Raw genomic sequence first — 16,299 nt, 5'->3', positions numbered from 1 at the left:
GCGGTTTAGACAAAAACGTCCCGGGCCGATGTGCCGGGACCCTGTGATGCACCAGTTTTCATGATCATGATGGCTCCCACGTTCGTTTGAACGCGGTCACGCCAGGAGCAAAGCCGATGGCTGCCACTGCAACAGCGGGTACAATGCCGCTTCCTGCCGCCAAAGCGGAAGAGAAGATGGACCCGAAACGGCTGATCGCCTTTTTCGCGATGGTCTTCGGCATGTTCATGTCGATCCTCGACATTCAGATCGTCTCGGCCTCGCTGGCCGAAATCCAGGCCGGACTGTCGGCCGGCTCCGATGAAGTCGCCTGGGTGCAGACGGCCTATCTGATCGCCGAGGTCATCATGATCCCGCTGTCCGGCACCTTGGCCCGGATCGTTTCGACGCGTGTGCTGTTCTCGGTGTCGGCTGCAGGCTTTACGATCGCCAGCGCCCTCGCGGCGACGGCCACCAATATCGACCAGATGATCGTCTACCGGGTGCTGCAGGGCTTTATCGGCGGTGGCATGATCCCGTCGGTGTTCGCAGCTGCCTTCACGATCTTCCCGCCGTCAAAGCGCAGCATCGTCTCGCCGATCATCGGCCTTGTCGCGACGCTGGCGCCAACCATTGGACCGACCGTCGGCGGCTATCTCAGCCATGCCTTTTCCTGGCACTGGCTGTTCCTCGTCAATATTATCCCGGGCATCATCGTTACCATCGTAACCTGGAATTTCATCGATTTCGACAAGCCTGAGTGGGGCCTTTTCAAGAAGTTCGACTGGTGGGGCCTCTTGTCGATGGCGGTCTTCCTCGGCGCGCTGGAATATGTGCTGGAGGAAGGCAACAAGAACGACTGGTTCAGCGACGAATATATTCTCATCGGCGCGGTTGCATCGGCGATCGGTGCTGTGGTGTTCTTCTATCGGGCCTTCAAAGTCGAGTTTCCGGTGGTCGATTTAAGGGCTTTCTCCAATCGAAACTTCGCCTTTGGGTCGCTGTTCTCCTTCGTCATGGGGATAGGCCTCTACGGCCTCACCTATATCTATCCGCTCTATCTCGGCCGAATCCGCGGCTACGATTCGCTGATGATCGGCGAGACGATGTTCGTGTCAGGCCTGGCGATGTTCTGCACCGCGCCGATTGCGGGCAGGCTGTCTACCAAGGTCGATCCGCGCGTCATGATGGCGATCGGTTTTGCCAGCTTCGCGTCCGGTACCTGGCTGATGAGTTCGATGACGGCGGATTGGGATTTCTATGAGCTTCTGCTGCCGCAGATCCTGCGTGGTTTCGGTCTGATGATGTGCATGGTGCCGATCAACAACGTCGCGCTTGGCACCTTGTCGCCCGCCCGTATTCGCGGGGCATCCGGCCTGTTCAACTTGACGCGTAATCTCGGTGGCGCCGTTGGTCTGGCTGCGATCAATACCATTCTCACGCAGCGCCAGGAAGAGCATTACGCCCGCCTGCAGGAACATGTGCAATGGGGCAACCCGGAAGCCATGGACCAGCTGAACAACATGATCGCCAAGTACAATTCGCATGGCCTCGACGGCGCGACCATTGCCATTCAAAAGCTGTCCGGGATGGTGACGCAGCAGGCAACGGTCATGTCGTTCATCGATGTGTTCCTGATCCTCACTTGCCTGTTCGGCGCCTTGGTCTTCTGCGCCTTCCTGATCCAGAAACCGCAACCCGTGCCAACGGGAGCGGGCGGTGGCGGGCACTAGCCGTTAAGGCCACTGCATATCCGATCTGTACGTCATGGCTTTCATCCGCCAGAATGCCCTGAAGGCAAACTTCAGGGCATTCTGCATGACTGGTCATCCGTTTCCTCCGCTCCCCAGACGGTCGTTTCTCGCCAATCTTCTCAGTCTCGGAGTTGTTTCGTCGGTCGGACCGGCGTTCGCGGCGGCGAACGCAAAGCCAGCCTGGCCTTCCATCGATGCGACATTCCTGTTCACGGCTGACGTTCATACCTGCCTCATTTCCGGCGGTGTGCTCAGCCCCAATTGCGCAGCAGAGGGCAAGACCGACGCCAATCTCTTGCGGCATGTGGCGGCGCTGAATCGCATCACGGAGTTTAGCTGGCCAACGGAGATTGGCGGCGTCGCGACCGGGCTTGCCGGGGCAGGCAAGAAAATCGCCAAGCCGCTCGGCCTGGTGATCGGCGGCGACATGACGGATGATGGCGGGGGCCAAGTCAAGGTTCCCGGGGAAGGCCACCAACTGCTGCAATTTTCAAGCCGCTATCAGGAAGGCACCGGGCCGGACCGGGTGCATTTCCCCGTTTATAACGGCCTTGGCAATCATGATCTCGACCAGGATGGAGTACCGCCGCATATCGACTGGTATCGCCGTGAACTGCGCGACTATGTCGAGCTTAATCATCGCCCGACGGTGTTCTACAAGCCACCGGTGGCCGTCGCCAATTACGACATCGATTCCGACAATTACTCCTCTGGGGCGGCCTGCATCTGGTGCAGCTGCAGCGTTTCGGTGGCGATACCAGCAAAGGAGCAATCAGCGGGCTGGACTGGCTGAAGCAGGACCTCGCCAATGCGGCGGCTGATGGCCGGCCGGTCGTCGTGTTTCAACATTACGGCTGGGATACTTTCTCGCTGGAGAAATGGGACCCTGCAAAGATGACCTTCGATGATGAAGGCTCCGGTCACGCGCACTGGTGGGATGACGATGATCGCGCCGCACTGCTCTCGGTCTTGAAAGGCTATAATGTCGTTGGCCTGTTTCATGGCCACGAGCACGATACGCCGATGATCTATAAAGAGGGCAGCCTTGATCTGTTCAAGCCAATTGCCACCTTCAAGGGTGGCTTTGCTGTGGTGCATATCACCAATCAATACATGGACGTAGCCCTCGCGCAGGCTGACGGCACGGATGGCGGCGTGACGTTTCAGAAGGCATTCAGCAAGCGTTTCGGGTGATCTGCGATTGATGGCGATTGCCCGGAAATGGCTCGGTCGCCATTTTCTGATTTACGTACATCAAAATTTCCTCTAAGGCTCGTTGCCGGAGGAAACATGCGCCCGACAGTTCACGATATTGCCGCCGCGGCAGGGGTCAGCCTTGCGACCGTCGACCGCGTTTTGAACCAGCGCGCCGGCGTCCGCGTCGTCACGCGCGAAAAGGTTGAGCAGGCGATCGAACGCATTGGTTATGTCCGCGATGTCGCGGCAGCGAACCTTGCCAAGAGCCGCGTCTATCCTCTCGTCTTCATTCTGCCGTCCGGGGACAATTCGTTCATGCGCGGCCTTGAGACCCAGGTACGCGCTGCGATTGGCCGTTCCTCTGCCGAGCGTACCGCCATCTCCATTGTCACTGTCCCGGCGTTCAACGCCGAAGCCCTGGTTGTTGCGCTGGATGAGGCGCGGGCGGGATCTCCCGCGGGGGTCGCGGTTGTGGCGATCGATTCTCCCGATGTCATAGCCGCCGTCGACCGCCTGCGGGCTGATCACATCCCCGTCGTGACGCTTGTTTCCGATCTGGCCGGTTCGAAGCGCGATCATTTCGCTGGCGTCGACAATATCGCCGCAGGACGCACGGCGGCCAGCTTGATGGGGCGATTTCTCGGCGGCCGCTCCGGACCGGTGGCGGTGCTGGCCGGTTCGATGCTGGTGCGCGACCATCGCGAACGGCTTGACGGCTTTCGTACTGTCATGGCGGAACATTTCAGCGGCCATGCGCTCTTGCCTGTCATCGAAGGGCAGGACGATCCTGCCTTGGTCGAGAGGCTTGTCGGTCAGGCGCTTGCCGCATCGCCGGAAATTGCCGGTATCTACAGCCTCGGCGCCGGTAATCGCGGCCTGATCGCCGCCTTGAAGCGGCGAAAGAGTACGGCCCCGGTCTGCGTCATCGCCCACGAATTGACACAGCATACGCGGGCGGCATTGAACGACGGATTGATCGATGTGGTCCTCAATCAGGACGCGGGGCACGAGGTGCGTAGCGCCATTCGCGTGTTGAAAGCCAAGGCCGATGGCGTCGCCGTCATCGGTGCGCAGGAACGCATCCGCCTCGACATTTTCCTCAAGGATAACCTGCCGTTCGAGCAGGACAGCAACCAGATGCCCGCTGAGGGCAGGCAAGACTAGGGAGATCATCATGTATCTTGGCATCGACCTCGGTACGTCCGGGGTGAAGGCATTGCTGATCGACGGCGGCCAGCGGATCATCGGTTCCGCATCGGGAGCAATGGACGTATCGCGGCCGCATCCCGGCTGGTCGGAACAGGACCCGGCCGATTGGATCCGCGCCACGGAAGAGGCGATCGCCGGGTTGAAAGCCGCTCATCCCAAGGAATTGGCCGCCGTCAAGGGCATCGGCCTCTCCGGTCATATGCACGGCGCGACGCTTTTGGATGACAATGACAAGGTGCTGCGCCCTTGCATTCTCTGGAACGATACGCGCAGCCACAAGCAGGCCTTGGCGCTGGACGCCGATCCGCAGTTCCGGGCGTTGACTGGCAATATTGTCTTTCCAGGTTTTACAGCCCCGAAACTCGCCTGGGTGGCTGAAAACGAACCCGATATTTTCGAGAAGGTCGATTGGGTCCTGCTGCCCAAGGATTACCTTCGCCTGTGGCTGACCGGTGAACATATTTCCGAAATGTCGGATTCGGCCGGGACCTCCTGGCTCGATACCGGCAAGCGCGCATGGTCGGAAAGCTTGCTCGATGCGACGGGGCTCACCGAAAGCCATATGCCGTCCTTGATCGAAGGCACGGAACAGGGCGGGACGCTCAAGGCTGATCTTGCTGCCAAATGGGGCATGGGCGCCGGCGTTATCGTTGCCGGCGGGGCAGGCGATAATGCCGCCTCCGCCTGTGGCATGGGCACCGTTGGTGAAGGCCATGCCTTCGTCTCGCTCGGCACCTCCGGCGTGCTGTTTGCCGCCAATGCCAGCTATCTGCCCAACCCGGCCAGCGCCGTGCATGCGTTCTGCCATGCGCTGCCCAACACCTGGCATCAGATGGGGGTCATCCTGTCAGCAACCGACGCGCTCAACTGGCATTCGGAGATCACCGGCAAAAGCGCCGCCGATCTCACAGCCGAGCTGGGCGACACCCTCAACGCGCCGTCCGGCGTTACCTTCCTGCCTTATCTCTCTGGTGAACGCACACCGTACAATGACGCGTCTATCCGTGGTGTCTTCGCTGGACTTGGCCATGAAAGCAGCCGGGTGGCGCTGACGCAGGCCGTTCTCGAAGGCGTGTCCTTCGCGCTCCGTGATAGTCTCGAGGCATTGCGGGTCGCAGGCACGACACTCTCCCGCGTCACCGCCATCGGCGGCGGCTCGCGCTCGCGCTACTGGCTGAAATCGATTGCGACGGCGCTGAACCTGCCGGTCGATGTGCCTGCTGACGGCGATTTTGGCGCGGCTTTCGGCGCCGCCCGTCTGGGCCTCGTCGCAGCGACAAAGGCCGACCCGCTGTCGGTCTTCACCGCTCCGGCGACGGCCGAAACTATCCAGCCCGACGCGGCGCTGCACGGCGCCTATGCGGAAGCCTATCAGCGTTATCGCCGCCTCTACCCGGCGATCCGCTCCGCCTACTGATTGCAATCAGCGTTTTGAACACAAAGAGGAAACACCCATGAGCACAGGCTTTTTCGGCGATATCGCCAAGATCAAATATGAAGGCCCGGACAGCACCAATCCGCTGGCCTTCCGCCATTACAACCCCGACGAAATCGTCATGGGCAAGCGCATGGAAGATCACCTGCGCTTTGCGGTTGCCTATTGGCACACCTTCGTCTGGCCGGGCGGTGACCCCTTTGGTGGCCAGACATTCGAGCGCCCCTGGTTCGAAGACAGCATGAAGGCAGCCAAGCTGAAGGCCGATGTCGCCTTCGAATTCTTCTCGCTGCTCGGGACACCCTTCTATTGCTTCCATGACGCCGACGTGCGCCCGGAAGGCAAGAATTTTGCCGAGAATACCAAGAACCTCAACGAAATCGTCGATTATTTCGCCAGGAAGCAGTCCGACAGCGGCGTCAAGTTGCTCTGGGGCACGGCAAACCTGTTCTCCAATCGCCGCTACATGTCGGGTGCTGCCACCAATCCGGATCCGGACGTCTTTGCCTTCGCTGCCGCGACCGTAAAGACCTGCATGGACGCAACGCTGAAGCTCGGCGGCGACAACTATGTCCTGTGGGGCGGCCGCGAAGGCTACGAGACCCTGCTCAACACCAACCTGAAGCAGGAACTCGACCAGCTTGGCCGCTTCGTCAACATGGTTGTCGAGTACAAGCACAAGATCGGCTTCAAGGGCGCCATTCTGATCGAGCCGAAGCCGCAGGAGCCGACCAAGCACCAATACGATTACGACGTCGCCACAGTCTACGGCTTCCTCAAGTCCTACGGTCTTGAAAACGAGGTCAAGGTCAATATCGAGCAGGGCCACGCGATCCTCGCCGGCCATTCGTTCGAGCATGAACTGGCGCTTGCCAACGCCTATGGTATTTTCGGTTCGATCGACATGAATCGCAACGATTACCAGTCCGGCTGGGATACTGACCAGTTCCCCAACAACGTTCCGGAAATGGCGCTGGCCTATTATCAGGTCCTGTCCGGCGGCGGCTTCAAGACCGGTGGTACCAACTTCGATTCGAAGCTGCGTCGCCAGTCGATCGATCCGGAAGACCTGCTGATCGGCCACATCGGCGGTATGGATTGCTGCGCCCGGGGCCTGCGCGCTGCCGCCAAGATGGTCGAGGACAAGGCACTCTCCGGTCCGCTCGACGCTCGCTATGCCGGCTGGAAATCGGCCGAAGGCCAGAAGCGCCTGACCAGCATGTCGCTGGAAGAGATTACGGCCTATGTCGAAAAGACAGATCTCAATCCGCAGCCGAAGTCCGGCAAGCAGGAACTGCTCGAAAACGTCGTCAACCGTTACGTCTGATCGTCGTTCCAAGTTAAATTCATGATCAGTCAAAGGGGCGCCACCGGCGCCCCTTTTTGCATGAAATGCTGTTTTGGTTGTTTGAAACAACCCCGGTCACTCTGTCGCATTTTTGAGAAAATATGGGCGAAGACAGGGTCTTAGGGCGGTTTGGCATCAACAGTAACCAGCGCTCTTAAAGGCATTCTTAACTATGCCGGCCTAGTTCTGTCTTCACGCTTTGGACCACCCTGCCGGCATGACGCCGATTGCGCAGCGCGCATGCCTTTCCCCGTTTTGATTTTAGGATGCTCCATTATGTCTGCGCCCGTTTCCGCGACCAAACACCTGAATGAACGTCTCGATTTTGTCGGGCTCGTTGGCGAAGAACGCGCTGCCCTGGTCCGGGCAAGGCCGGCCATTTCGGCCTCCCTGGATGCTGCGCTTGACAAATTCTATGCCAAGGCGACGGCGGTGCCGGAAACAGCGAAATTCTTCGCCAGCGAAGCGCATGTCAAAAGCGCCAAGTCGCGGCAGGTTCGCCACTGGGATCAGATCGCCTCCGGTGAGTTCGATGATAAATATGTCGAGGCTGTCACCGCGATTGGCAAGACCCATGCCCGCCTCGGCCTGGAGCCGCGCTGGTACATCGGCGGCTATGCGCTGATCATGGAATCGATCATCAAGGCGGTTGTTGAAAAGCACCTTGAAGGCTTTCTCTACAAGAAGAAGGCCAAGGATATCAGCATCGAAGTGACGGCGATCATGAAAGCCGCCTTTGTCGATATGGACTATGCCATCTCGGTCTATCTCGATGCCCTGCAGGAGCAGCGGGCAATCGGGGATGCCGAGCGGAAAACACACTCGGTACAGCAGGACGAGGCTCTTTCGGCGCTCGACCGCTCGCTGACAGGACTTGCCAATGGCGACCTGACCGCCAAGCTCAGCGCGGCGCTTGCGCCGCAGTTCGACGGTTTAAAAACCAATTTCAACTCTGCGCTTGGAACGCTCGACAAGGCGCTCGGCTCTATCGTTTTGGCCGCCGACGAAACCTCCGGCAATGCGGGCGAACTGGTGACCGCCGTCGATGATATGGCCCGCCGCACCGAACAGCAGGCGGCCTCGCTGGAACAGACTGCTGCAGCGCTGGAAGAGATCACCACGATCTCCAAGGAAGCGGCGATCCGCACCGAAGAGGCCCGCCGTGTCGTCGGTAACGCCACCGAAGAGGCGCGCAAATCGGGGCAAGTCGTCCAGCAGGCCGTATCGGCGATGAGCGCGATCGAGGAATCGTCCCAGAAGATCACCCAGATCATCGGCGTCATCGACCAGATCTCGTTCCAGACCAATCTGCTTGCATTGAACGCCGGCGTTGAAGCGGCCCGCGCCGGGGATGCGGGCAAGGGGTTTGCTGTCGTGGCGCAGGAAGTGCGTGAACTCGCACAAAAGTCCACCGATGCGGCAAAGCAGATCAAGGGCCTGATCGACAAGTCGTTCGAGGACGTGCTGACCGGCGTTTCCCTCGTCAACCAGACTGGCGAGGCTCTGCGGACGATTGGCGAACAGGTCATGCATATCAACGGTCATATCGATGCCATCGCCGGTTCAGCGCGGGAGCAGGCGATCGGCATTACCGAAATCAACACGGCGGTGACGGGCATGGACCAAATGACCCAGCAAAATGCCGCCATGGTCGAGCAGACCAATGCGGCAACCCATAATCTGATGCGTGTCAGCACGACGCTGAAGGACCTGGCCAACCAGTTCACGGTGTCAAACCGGCGGCATATTGAAGTCGTGTCGCGCCGCGCGCCTGAGAAGCGTTACGCCTGATCACCGAACATCTGTTTGATGAATGGAGCGCTGGCCGGAAGGCTCAGCGCTTCGCCCATTTGAGCGACGGGGCGGCAACCGAGTTGCGGACCACCAGATCGGGACGGAGCAGGATTTCCGTTTCCGGCGGCTTTCCGTCGGACAAAAGATCCAGCAATAGCGCCATCGCATGTTTGCCGATTGCGGTTCGCGGCTGGCGGATGGTCGTCAGTGCCGGTGACATGAAGCTTGCCTGTGGCACGTCGTCAAAACCGGTCACGGAAAAATCGCGCGGAATATCGTAACCGCGGGCGCCAAGGCCAATCATCACGCCGATTGCCGTCTGGTCGTTAACGCACATGAAGGCTGTTGGCAGCGTGTCGCGCATGAACAATTGTTCGACGGCAAGCCGCCCGCTTTCGATCGTGCCGTCGCCTTCAAAAACGATACGCTGATCGGCGCTGACATTGGCGGCATCCAGCCCGGCCTCATATCCGCTGCGCCGCCGGCTATAGGCCAGCCGGGTGCGGGAATCACCGATAAAGGCCACCTTGCGATGACCTTCGGCGATCAGCAGGTCGATTACCTTGCGGGCGCCCTCGGTATCATCGACGCCGACATAAGGAATGCCGCCATTGAAAACCGGTTCGAAAACACCGACGCTGGGCGGCAGCCGTGCAGTCATCGACTGATGGCCAAAAGGCAGGATGCCGGTAAACAGGATCAATCCGGCGGCTTGGTTGGAATTCAGGAACTTCAGATATTCCAGCCCGCGCTGGGCGTCGTTCTGCGTATGGCCGATCAGCACGCCGTAACCATGCGAGCGCGCTTCGTTTTCCAGGCCGACGAGAATGTTGGAAAAATTCGGGTCGCCGATATCGGGCGCCACCACCAGAATCATATTGGAACGGCCAAGCCGCAGGCTGCGGGCCATGGCGTTGGTCGTGTAGCCGGTGATGGCGATTGCCTGGCTGACCTTGAGCCGCGTCGAATTGGCGACTTTCTCTGGCATATGGATGGCGCGCGACACGGTCGCAATCGACACTTCCGCGATCCGGGCGACGTCTTCGATGGTTGCCGGCGTGGAATTCGACACTGCGCTCTGCCTTGGTTTTAGTCTCGGCGGGACACTACACAGACTTGCCCGGAGGTCAAAGCCTGCACGAAGAATTTCTCGGTTATGCCCTGATGTAAACCTTTACATGATCTATGTAAAGGTTTACATCATGCTCAAGCGGATGGGAGCCGCAGGGAGGATTTCATGAGTTCGCAGACCAGCGGCGCCGGTGATGGCGCGATCGTGTTGTCCGCACGGCGCATCAGCAAGTCGTTTAACGGCGTGCAGGTCCTGTTCGGTGTCGACTTCGATCTGCGTGCTGGCGAAATCCATGCCTTGATGGGGGAAAACGGTGCTGGAAAATCCACGCTCGTCAAGATTCTTTCCGGTTTCGAGCAGCCCACCTCCGGCGACATCATCCTCGATGGACATTCCGTCAAGCTGCCGCCGAACGGTGCCGCCGAAGCGCTCGGCATTGTCATCATTCACCAGGAATTCAATCTCGCCGAACATCTGACCGTCACTGAGAGCCTGTTTCTCGGCCGCGAAGTCACGCGTTTCGGCGTGCTCGATCGCAAGTTCATGCGGTCCGAAACGCGCCGCGTGCTTGATCTGCTCGGATCGCATGTCGATGAGAATGCGATGATCAGTTCGCTGTCGATTGCCGACAAACAGATGGTCGAGATCGCCAAGGCGATCAGCCGCGATGCCCGCGTCGTCTTCATGGATGAGCCGACCGCCGTGCTTTCCCGCGAGGAAACCAATTTCCTGTTCAAGCAGGTGCGCAAGCTGCGCGATCAGGGGACGAGTTTCGTCTTCGTCTCGCACAAGCTGGACGAGGTCATGGAGCTGACCGACCGGGTCACCGTGCTGCGTGACGGCCAGTGGATCAAGACGTCGCCGACATCCATTCTTGATGGGGAATCGATCGCGCAGCTGATGGTGGGGCGCGAGTTGTCGAAACTCTATCCGGCCAAGCGCGAGCCGAATGTTGACGAAGAGATCGTGTTGAGCGTCGACGCGGTGTCGACCGGCTACGTCAAAGATGTGAGTTTCGAGGTTCGCAAGGGCGAGATCCTCGGGTTTTCCGGCATGATCGGTTCCGGTCGCACGGAATTGATGGAGGCGATTGCGGGCTTGAGGTCGCGCGCCTCGGGTGAAGTGGTTATCCACGGCGAAGCGGTTCCATCAGGCGATGTGCATGCCGCCAACCGGCGCGGCCTTGCCTACATGACCAAGGATCGCAAGTCGAAGGGCTTGCTGCTCAATTCGCGGATGACCGCCAACCTGACGCTGCAGTCGCTCGAAAATCACGGCAAGCTCGGTTATCTCAGCCCCGCCAGCGAGGCGCAGGCGCTGGAGCGCGCGCGCCGCCGCTTCGATATCCGGGTACGCGATGGCAATGTGGTGGCTGGCCGCATGTCGGGCGGCAACCAGCAAAAGCTGCTGCTTGCCAAGGTCATGGAAACCGAGCCCGAGATCATCATCATCGACGAACCCACCCGCGGCATCGATGTCGGCACCAAGCAGCAGATCTATCACTTCATCTCGGCACTGGCGCGAGATGGCCGCTCGATCATCGTCGTCTCCTCGGAAATGCCGGAGGTGATCGGCCTTTGCACACGCGTCGCTGTCATGCGGGAAGGGCGGATCGTCGGCATGCTGGAAGGCGATGAAATCTCCGAGCAGGAGATCATGCGCTACGCGGCTGGACTGAAGAAAAAGGCCGCGGCCTGAACTGTTGTGGCGAAAGCGGCGCACTGAAAAACAAACCCCAGGGATAATGGGACGGGAGGTTGGAGTGGATACAAGCGTGAATGAGGAAACCCGGGACGTGCGGCGCCGGAGCTGGCGGGATATCGACCTTCGGGCGGTCGCGCCATTTGCGGCTTTGATACTGCTTCTCATCCTCGGGGCACTCGTCAATCCAAACTTCATCGGCTTGAACAATCTCGCCAATGTCGCCACCCGCAGTGCCTTCATCGCCATCATCGCGATTGGCGCAACGTTCGTTATTTCCTCCGGCGATCTCGATTTGTCCGTCGGCGCGATGGTGGCCTTCGTCGCGAGTCTGATGATCCTGTTCATGAACTCCGGCGTCATCGCCGACCCGGCCCTGATGCTGACGGCGGCAGTGCTGTTCGCGGTTGTCGCAGGGTCCCTGTGTGGCTTGGCAAACGGCCTGATCACCACGGTCGGCCGGATCGAGCCATTCATCGCAACGCTTGGCACCATGGGCATCTACCGCGGACTGACGACGTGGCTGTCGCAGGGCGGTGCGATCACGCTCAAGGATCCGGCCCTCCAGGAAATATACCGCCCCGCCTATTTCGGCTCGATCCTCGGTGTCCCGGTGCCGATTGTGGTAATTCTGGCGGTGACCTGCATTGCGGCTTTCATTCTCTATCGCACCCGTTATGGCCGCCATGTCGTTGCCGTTGGCTCGAACGCCGATGTTGCCCGCTATTCCGGCATTCCGGTCAACCGGGTTCGCACCATCGCCTTCGTCATCCAGGGGCTTTGCGTGGCGATTGCGGTTCTTCTTTATGTGCCGCGCCTCGGCTCCACGTCGGCGACGACCGGCATCCTGTGGGAACTCCAGGCGATCACCGCTGTCGTCGTCGGCGGAACGGCGCTGAAGGGTGGCGCGGGCCGGGTCTGGGGGACGATCTGTGGTGCCTTCATTCTGGAACTCGTTGGCAACATCATGCTGCTTTCCAATTTCATCAGCGAATATCTGATCGGGGCCATCCAGGGCACGATCATCATCGTTGCGATGCTCGTCCAGCGTTCGCTGGTTCGGAAATCGTGAAGGACCGGGTTCAGGGGGTCGCCCGGTCAGGACTGTTAGACCCGCATTCACTAGGGAGAGAGAAACATGCGTAAAGGACTATTGGGCGCAGCAGCCGTCGCCGTCATGGCGCTGACCAGCGTTGCCCACGCGCAAGAGGAAAAGAAGGTCACGATCGGCGTTTCGATCCCGGCCGCCGACCATGGCTGGACGTCGGGCGTCGTGTTCCACGCCGAACGTGTCGCCAAGCTCTTGATGTCGCAGCATCCGGGCCTCAACGTCATCGTCAAGACGTCGCCGGATCCGGCAAGCCAGGCCAATGCCGTGCAGGACCTTGAAACTCAGGGCATCGACGCACTGGTCATCCTGCCGTCCGATCCGGATCCGCTGGTCAACGCCATCAAGGAAGTCAAGGGCAAGGGCACGTTCGTCGCCATCGTCGACCGCGCGCCGTCCGTCAACGACAACACTGTTCGCGACCTCTATGTGGCCGGCAACAACCCGGCTCTCGGTCAGACGGCCGGCGAATATATCAAGGCAACGACGCCGGACGCTGAAGTCGTCATCATTCGCGGCCTGCCGATCCCGATCGACCAGCAGCGTCAGGATGGCTTCGACAAGGGCATCGAAGGTTCCAACGTCAAGGTTCTCGACCGCCAGTTCGGCAACTGGAACCGCGACGACGCCTTCAAGGTCATGCAGGACTACCTGACCAAGTACCCGAAGATCGACGTGGTCTGGTGCCAGGACGACGACATGGCTGTCGGCGTGCTGCAGGCTATCGACCAGGCCAAGCGCACCGACATCCAGTATGTCGTGGCCGGTGCCGGTTCGAAGGACATGATCAAGAAGGTCATGGACGGTGACAAGATGATCCCGGTCGACGTGCTCTATCCGCCGGCAATGGTTGGTACCGCGCTCGAAATGACCGTTGCCAATTTCTATGGCCAGGTTCCGGTTCGCGGCGTCTACACCATCGACGCAACGCTCGTGACCAAGGACAATGCCAAGGACTTCTACTTCCCCGATTCACCGTTCTGATCGCTTAAGGCAACGACCGGGCGCCCGCGAAAACGGGCGCCTATTTTTATGACGGGACATTGTTCGGACTGTCTCGCCGGATTTTTGCGGCACGTACCTCTTGCCGCCACGCAAAGTCCGTGATTAGGTTCCGGCGCACTGGAATTCTGGCCATCGCCGCCAGCTGGCTTTATCGGAAAGAGGCGCCTTGCCCTCGATAAATGGCATGTTACAACACTACGGAAACGTTTACGGTCGATAATCAGGGAGGAATCTGACATGAAGACCATCAAGGGCCCCGCGCTTTTCCTTGGCCAATTTGCGGGTGATGCCGCTCCCTTTAATTCATGGGATTCGATCACCCAGTGGGCGGCCGATTGCGGCTATATCGGCGTTCAGGTTCCGACCTGGGCCAGCCAGTTGATCGACCTGAAGAAGGCAGCTTCGTCGAAGGATTATTGTGACGAGTTCGCCGGCAAGGCGCGCGAGAACGGCGTTGAGGTGACCGAGCTTTCGACCCACCTTCAGGGCCAGCTGGTCGCGGTCAATCCGGTCTATGACGAAGCGTTCGATGGTTTTGCTGTCCCCGAAGTGCGCGGTAATCCGAAGGCCCGCCAGCAATGGGCTGTCGAACAGGTCAAGATGGCGCTGACGGCGTCGAAGCATCTCGGCATCAAGGCGCATGCGACCTTCTCCGGCGCGCTCGCCTGGCCGTTCATGTATCCGTGGCCGCAGCGCCCCGCAGGTCTGGTGGAAACCGCTTTTGATGAACTCGCCCGCCGCTGGAAGCCGATCCTCGATCACGCCGATGATTGCGGCGTCGATATCGCCTATGAGATTCATCCGGGCGAGGACCTGCATGATGGAATCACGTTCGAGATGTTCCTCGAGCGCGTCGGCAACCATCCCCGCGCGAACATGCTCTACGATCCCTCGCACTATGTTCTTCAGTGCCTGGATTATCTCGACAACATCGATATCTACCACGAGCGCATCAAGATGTTCCACGTCAAGGATGCCGAGTTCAATCCGACGGGGCGCCAGGGTGTCTATGGCGGCTACCAGGGCTGGGTGAACCGGGCCGGGCGCTTCCGCTCGCCGGGCGACGGCCAGGTCGATTTCGGCGCGGTGTTCTCGAAGCTGACCGCCAATGATTTCGACGGCTGGGCTGTGGTCGAATGGGAATGCGCGCTGAAGCATCCCGAAGACGGCGCCCGCGAAGGCGCGGAATTCGTCAAGCACCACATCATCCGCGTCACCGAAAAAGCCTTCGATGATTTTGCCGACAGTGGGGCAGACGACGCGGCCAACCGGCGTATGCTGGGGCTTTAAAGCCTCTTCTCCCCCTCGGGGAGAAGGTGGCCCGAAGGGCCGGATGAGGGGGGCAAACGCTCAGAATTTGCCGAGCCGCCCCCTCATCGCCTCACTGCGTTCGGCACTTCTCCCCGCTGGGGAGAAGAGGTCGCCACCGCCGGTAAGGGAGAGAAAAACTCCTACGAACACAAATCCAATTAAGGGAGACACTCTATGGCAATCGAAGGAACCACCGAGGTTCGGGAAAAGCGTATTCGTCTCGGCATGGTCGGCGGCGGGTCTGGTGCGTTTATTGGCGCCGTCCACCGCATGGCTGCGCGACTTGACGATCAATTCGAGCTGGTCGCTGGCGCGCTGTCGTCGACACCGGAAAAGGCGAAGAATTCGGGTGCCGAACTCGGTCTTGATCCGGCACGCAGCTATTCCGATTTCAAGGAAATGGCGATCCGCGAAGCCAAGCTGAAGAACGGCATCGAGGCCGTCGCTATCGTTACGCCGAACCACGTGCATTACGAGGCCGCCCGCGAATTCCTCAAACGCGGTATTCATGTGATCTGCGACAAGCCGCTGACCTCAACGCTATCGGACGCTAAGAAACTGAAGAAGCTGGCGGATGAGAGCGACGCGCTGTTCGTGCTCACCCACAATTACACCGGTTATCCGATGGTCCGCCAGGCCCGCGAGATGATCGAGAATGGCGATATCGGCGCCGTCCGGCTGGTGCAGATGGAGTATCCGCAGGATTGGCTGACCGAGAATATCGAACAGTCCGGTCAGAAGCAGGCCGCATGGCGCACCGATCCGTCGAAGTCAGGGGCGGGTGGCTCCACCGGCGATATCGGCACCCATGCGTATAATCTCGGCGCTTTCGTTTCCGGCCTTGAGCTGGAAGAGCTGGCTGCCGATCTCGATAGCTTCGTCGAAGGCCGGGCGCTGGATGACAACGCGCATGTGATGATGCGCTTCAAGGAAAAGAACGGTCAGCGCGCCAAGGGTATGCTCTGGTGCAGTCAGGTTGCCCCCGGCCATGAGAACGGCCTGATGGTCCGCGTCTATGGCACGAAGGGCGGCCTGGAATGGACGCAGAAGGACCCGAACTATCTCTGGTACACGCCGTTCGGTGAGCCCAAGCGCCTGATCACCCGTGCGGGTGCCGGTTCCGGCCCGGCCGCCGCCCGTGTGTCCCGCATCCCGTCCGGCCATCCGGAAGGCTATCTCGAAGGCTTCGCCAATATCTACACCGAAGCCGCTCGCGCCATCTTCGCCAAGCGCAAGGGCGTGGCGGTCGACCCGGCGGTCGTTTATCCGACGATCGATGATGGCATGAAGGGCATGGTGTTTGTCGATGCCTGCGTCCAGTCGTCGAAGCGCAACGGCGCCTGGATCAAGGTCTGATCCATCGCAGATACGTGCTCTCATTCACTC

General features: G+C 59.9%; 11 protein-coding genes and 1 pseudogene. 11 read left to right on the top strand and 1 reads right to left on the bottom strand.

Annotated features, from left to right (window positions below; all coding sequences use genetic code 11):
* Positions 1–116: 116 nt before the first annotated feature.
* From ASD36_RS09575 to ASD36_RS09550, 6 genes and pseudogenes are all read left to right on the top strand, one after another.
* Positions 117–1,712 (top strand): DHA2 family efflux MFS transporter permease subunit, encoded by a 1,596-nt coding sequence (locus ASD36_RS09575; protein WP_060503037.1) that lies wholly within the window; start codon positions 117–119, stop codon positions 1,710–1,712.
* An 85-nt stretch (positions 1,713–1,797) separates the two neighbouring features.
* A pseudogene (locus ASD36_RS09570) lies at positions 1,798–2,927 on the top strand (metallophosphoesterase).
* Positions 2,928–3,023: 96 nt separating this feature from the next.
* Entirely contained in the window at positions 3,024–4,094 is a 1,071-nt protein-coding gene (locus ASD36_RS09565; protein WP_060503036.1) for a LacI family DNA-binding transcriptional regulator, read from the top strand.
* 10 nt (positions 4,095–4,104) lie between these two features.
* Entirely contained in the window at positions 4,105–5,556 is a 1,452-nt protein-coding gene (xylB, locus tag ASD36_RS09560) for a xylulokinase (RefSeq protein WP_060509990.1), read from the top strand.
* Positions 5,557–5,593: 37 nt separating this feature from the next.
* Positions 5,594–6,901 carry a xylose isomerase gene (gene xylA, locus ASD36_RS09555; RefSeq protein WP_060503034.1) on the top strand — a complete coding sequence of 436 codons (1,308 nt, stop codon included), beginning with the start codon at positions 5,594–5,596 and terminating at the stop codon, positions 6,899–6,901.
* Positions 6,902–7,198: 297 nt separating this feature from the next.
* Positions 7,199–8,713 (top strand): globin-coupled sensor protein, encoded by a 1,515-nt coding sequence (locus tag ASD36_RS09550; RefSeq protein WP_060503033.1) that lies wholly within the window; start codon positions 7,199–7,201, stop codon positions 8,711–8,713.
* Between the two features lie 43 nt (positions 8,714–8,756).
* On the opposite strand, the gene ASD36_RS09545 is transcribed toward ASD36_RS09550, so the two are convergent.
* Positions 8,757–9,788, bottom strand: a complete 1,032-nt coding sequence (locus tag ASD36_RS09545) for a LacI family DNA-binding transcriptional regulator (RefSeq protein ID WP_060503032.1) — start codon at positions 9,786–9,788, stop codon at positions 8,757–8,759.
* Between the two features lie 165 nt (positions 9,789–9,953).
* Here ASD36_RS09545 and ASD36_RS09540 point away from each other — a divergent pair, with 165 nt between their 5' ends.
* The 5 genes from ASD36_RS09540 (at position 9,954) to ASD36_RS09520 (ending at position 16,269) form a co-directional block, all read left to right on the top strand.
* Positions 9,954–11,486, top strand: a complete 1,533-nt coding sequence (locus tag ASD36_RS09540) for a sugar ABC transporter ATP-binding protein (protein WP_060503031.1) — start codon at positions 9,954–9,956, stop codon at positions 11,484–11,486.
* A gap of 46 nt (positions 11,487–11,532) precedes the next feature.
* Positions 11,533–12,561, top strand: coding sequence for an ABC transporter permease (locus ASD36_RS09535; RefSeq protein ID WP_060503030.1), 1,029 nt, complete (start codon positions 11,533–11,535; stop codon positions 12,559–12,561).
* Positions 12,562–12,627: 66 nt separating this feature from the next.
* Positions 12,628–13,581: a substrate-binding domain-containing protein gene (locus ASD36_RS09530; RefSeq protein WP_060503029.1), complete on the top strand. Its 954-nt coding sequence runs from the start codon at positions 12,628–12,630 to the stop codon at positions 13,579–13,581.
* A gap of 258 nt (positions 13,582–13,839) precedes the next feature.
* Entirely contained in the window at positions 13,840–14,892 is a 1,053-nt protein-coding gene (locus ASD36_RS09525; RefSeq protein WP_060503028.1) for a sugar phosphate isomerase/epimerase, read from the top strand.
* A gap of 195 nt (positions 14,893–15,087) precedes the next feature.
* On the top strand, positions 15,088–16,269 hold the full coding sequence (locus ASD36_RS09520; RefSeq protein WP_060503027.1) for a Gfo/Idh/MocA family oxidoreductase: 1,182 nt from the start codon (positions 15,088–15,090) through the stop codon (positions 16,267–16,269).
* The last annotated feature ends 30 nt before the right edge of the window (positions 16,270–16,299 follow it).

It is taken from the genome of Rhizobium sp. Root1334 (assembly GCF_001426665.1).
Classification (GTDB): Bacteria; Pseudomonadota; Alphaproteobacteria; order Rhizobiales; family Rhizobiaceae; genus Pararhizobium.
The sequence above is the reverse complement of the archived record's forward strand: the minus strand, read 5'-3'. Positions and strand labels throughout refer to the sequence as shown.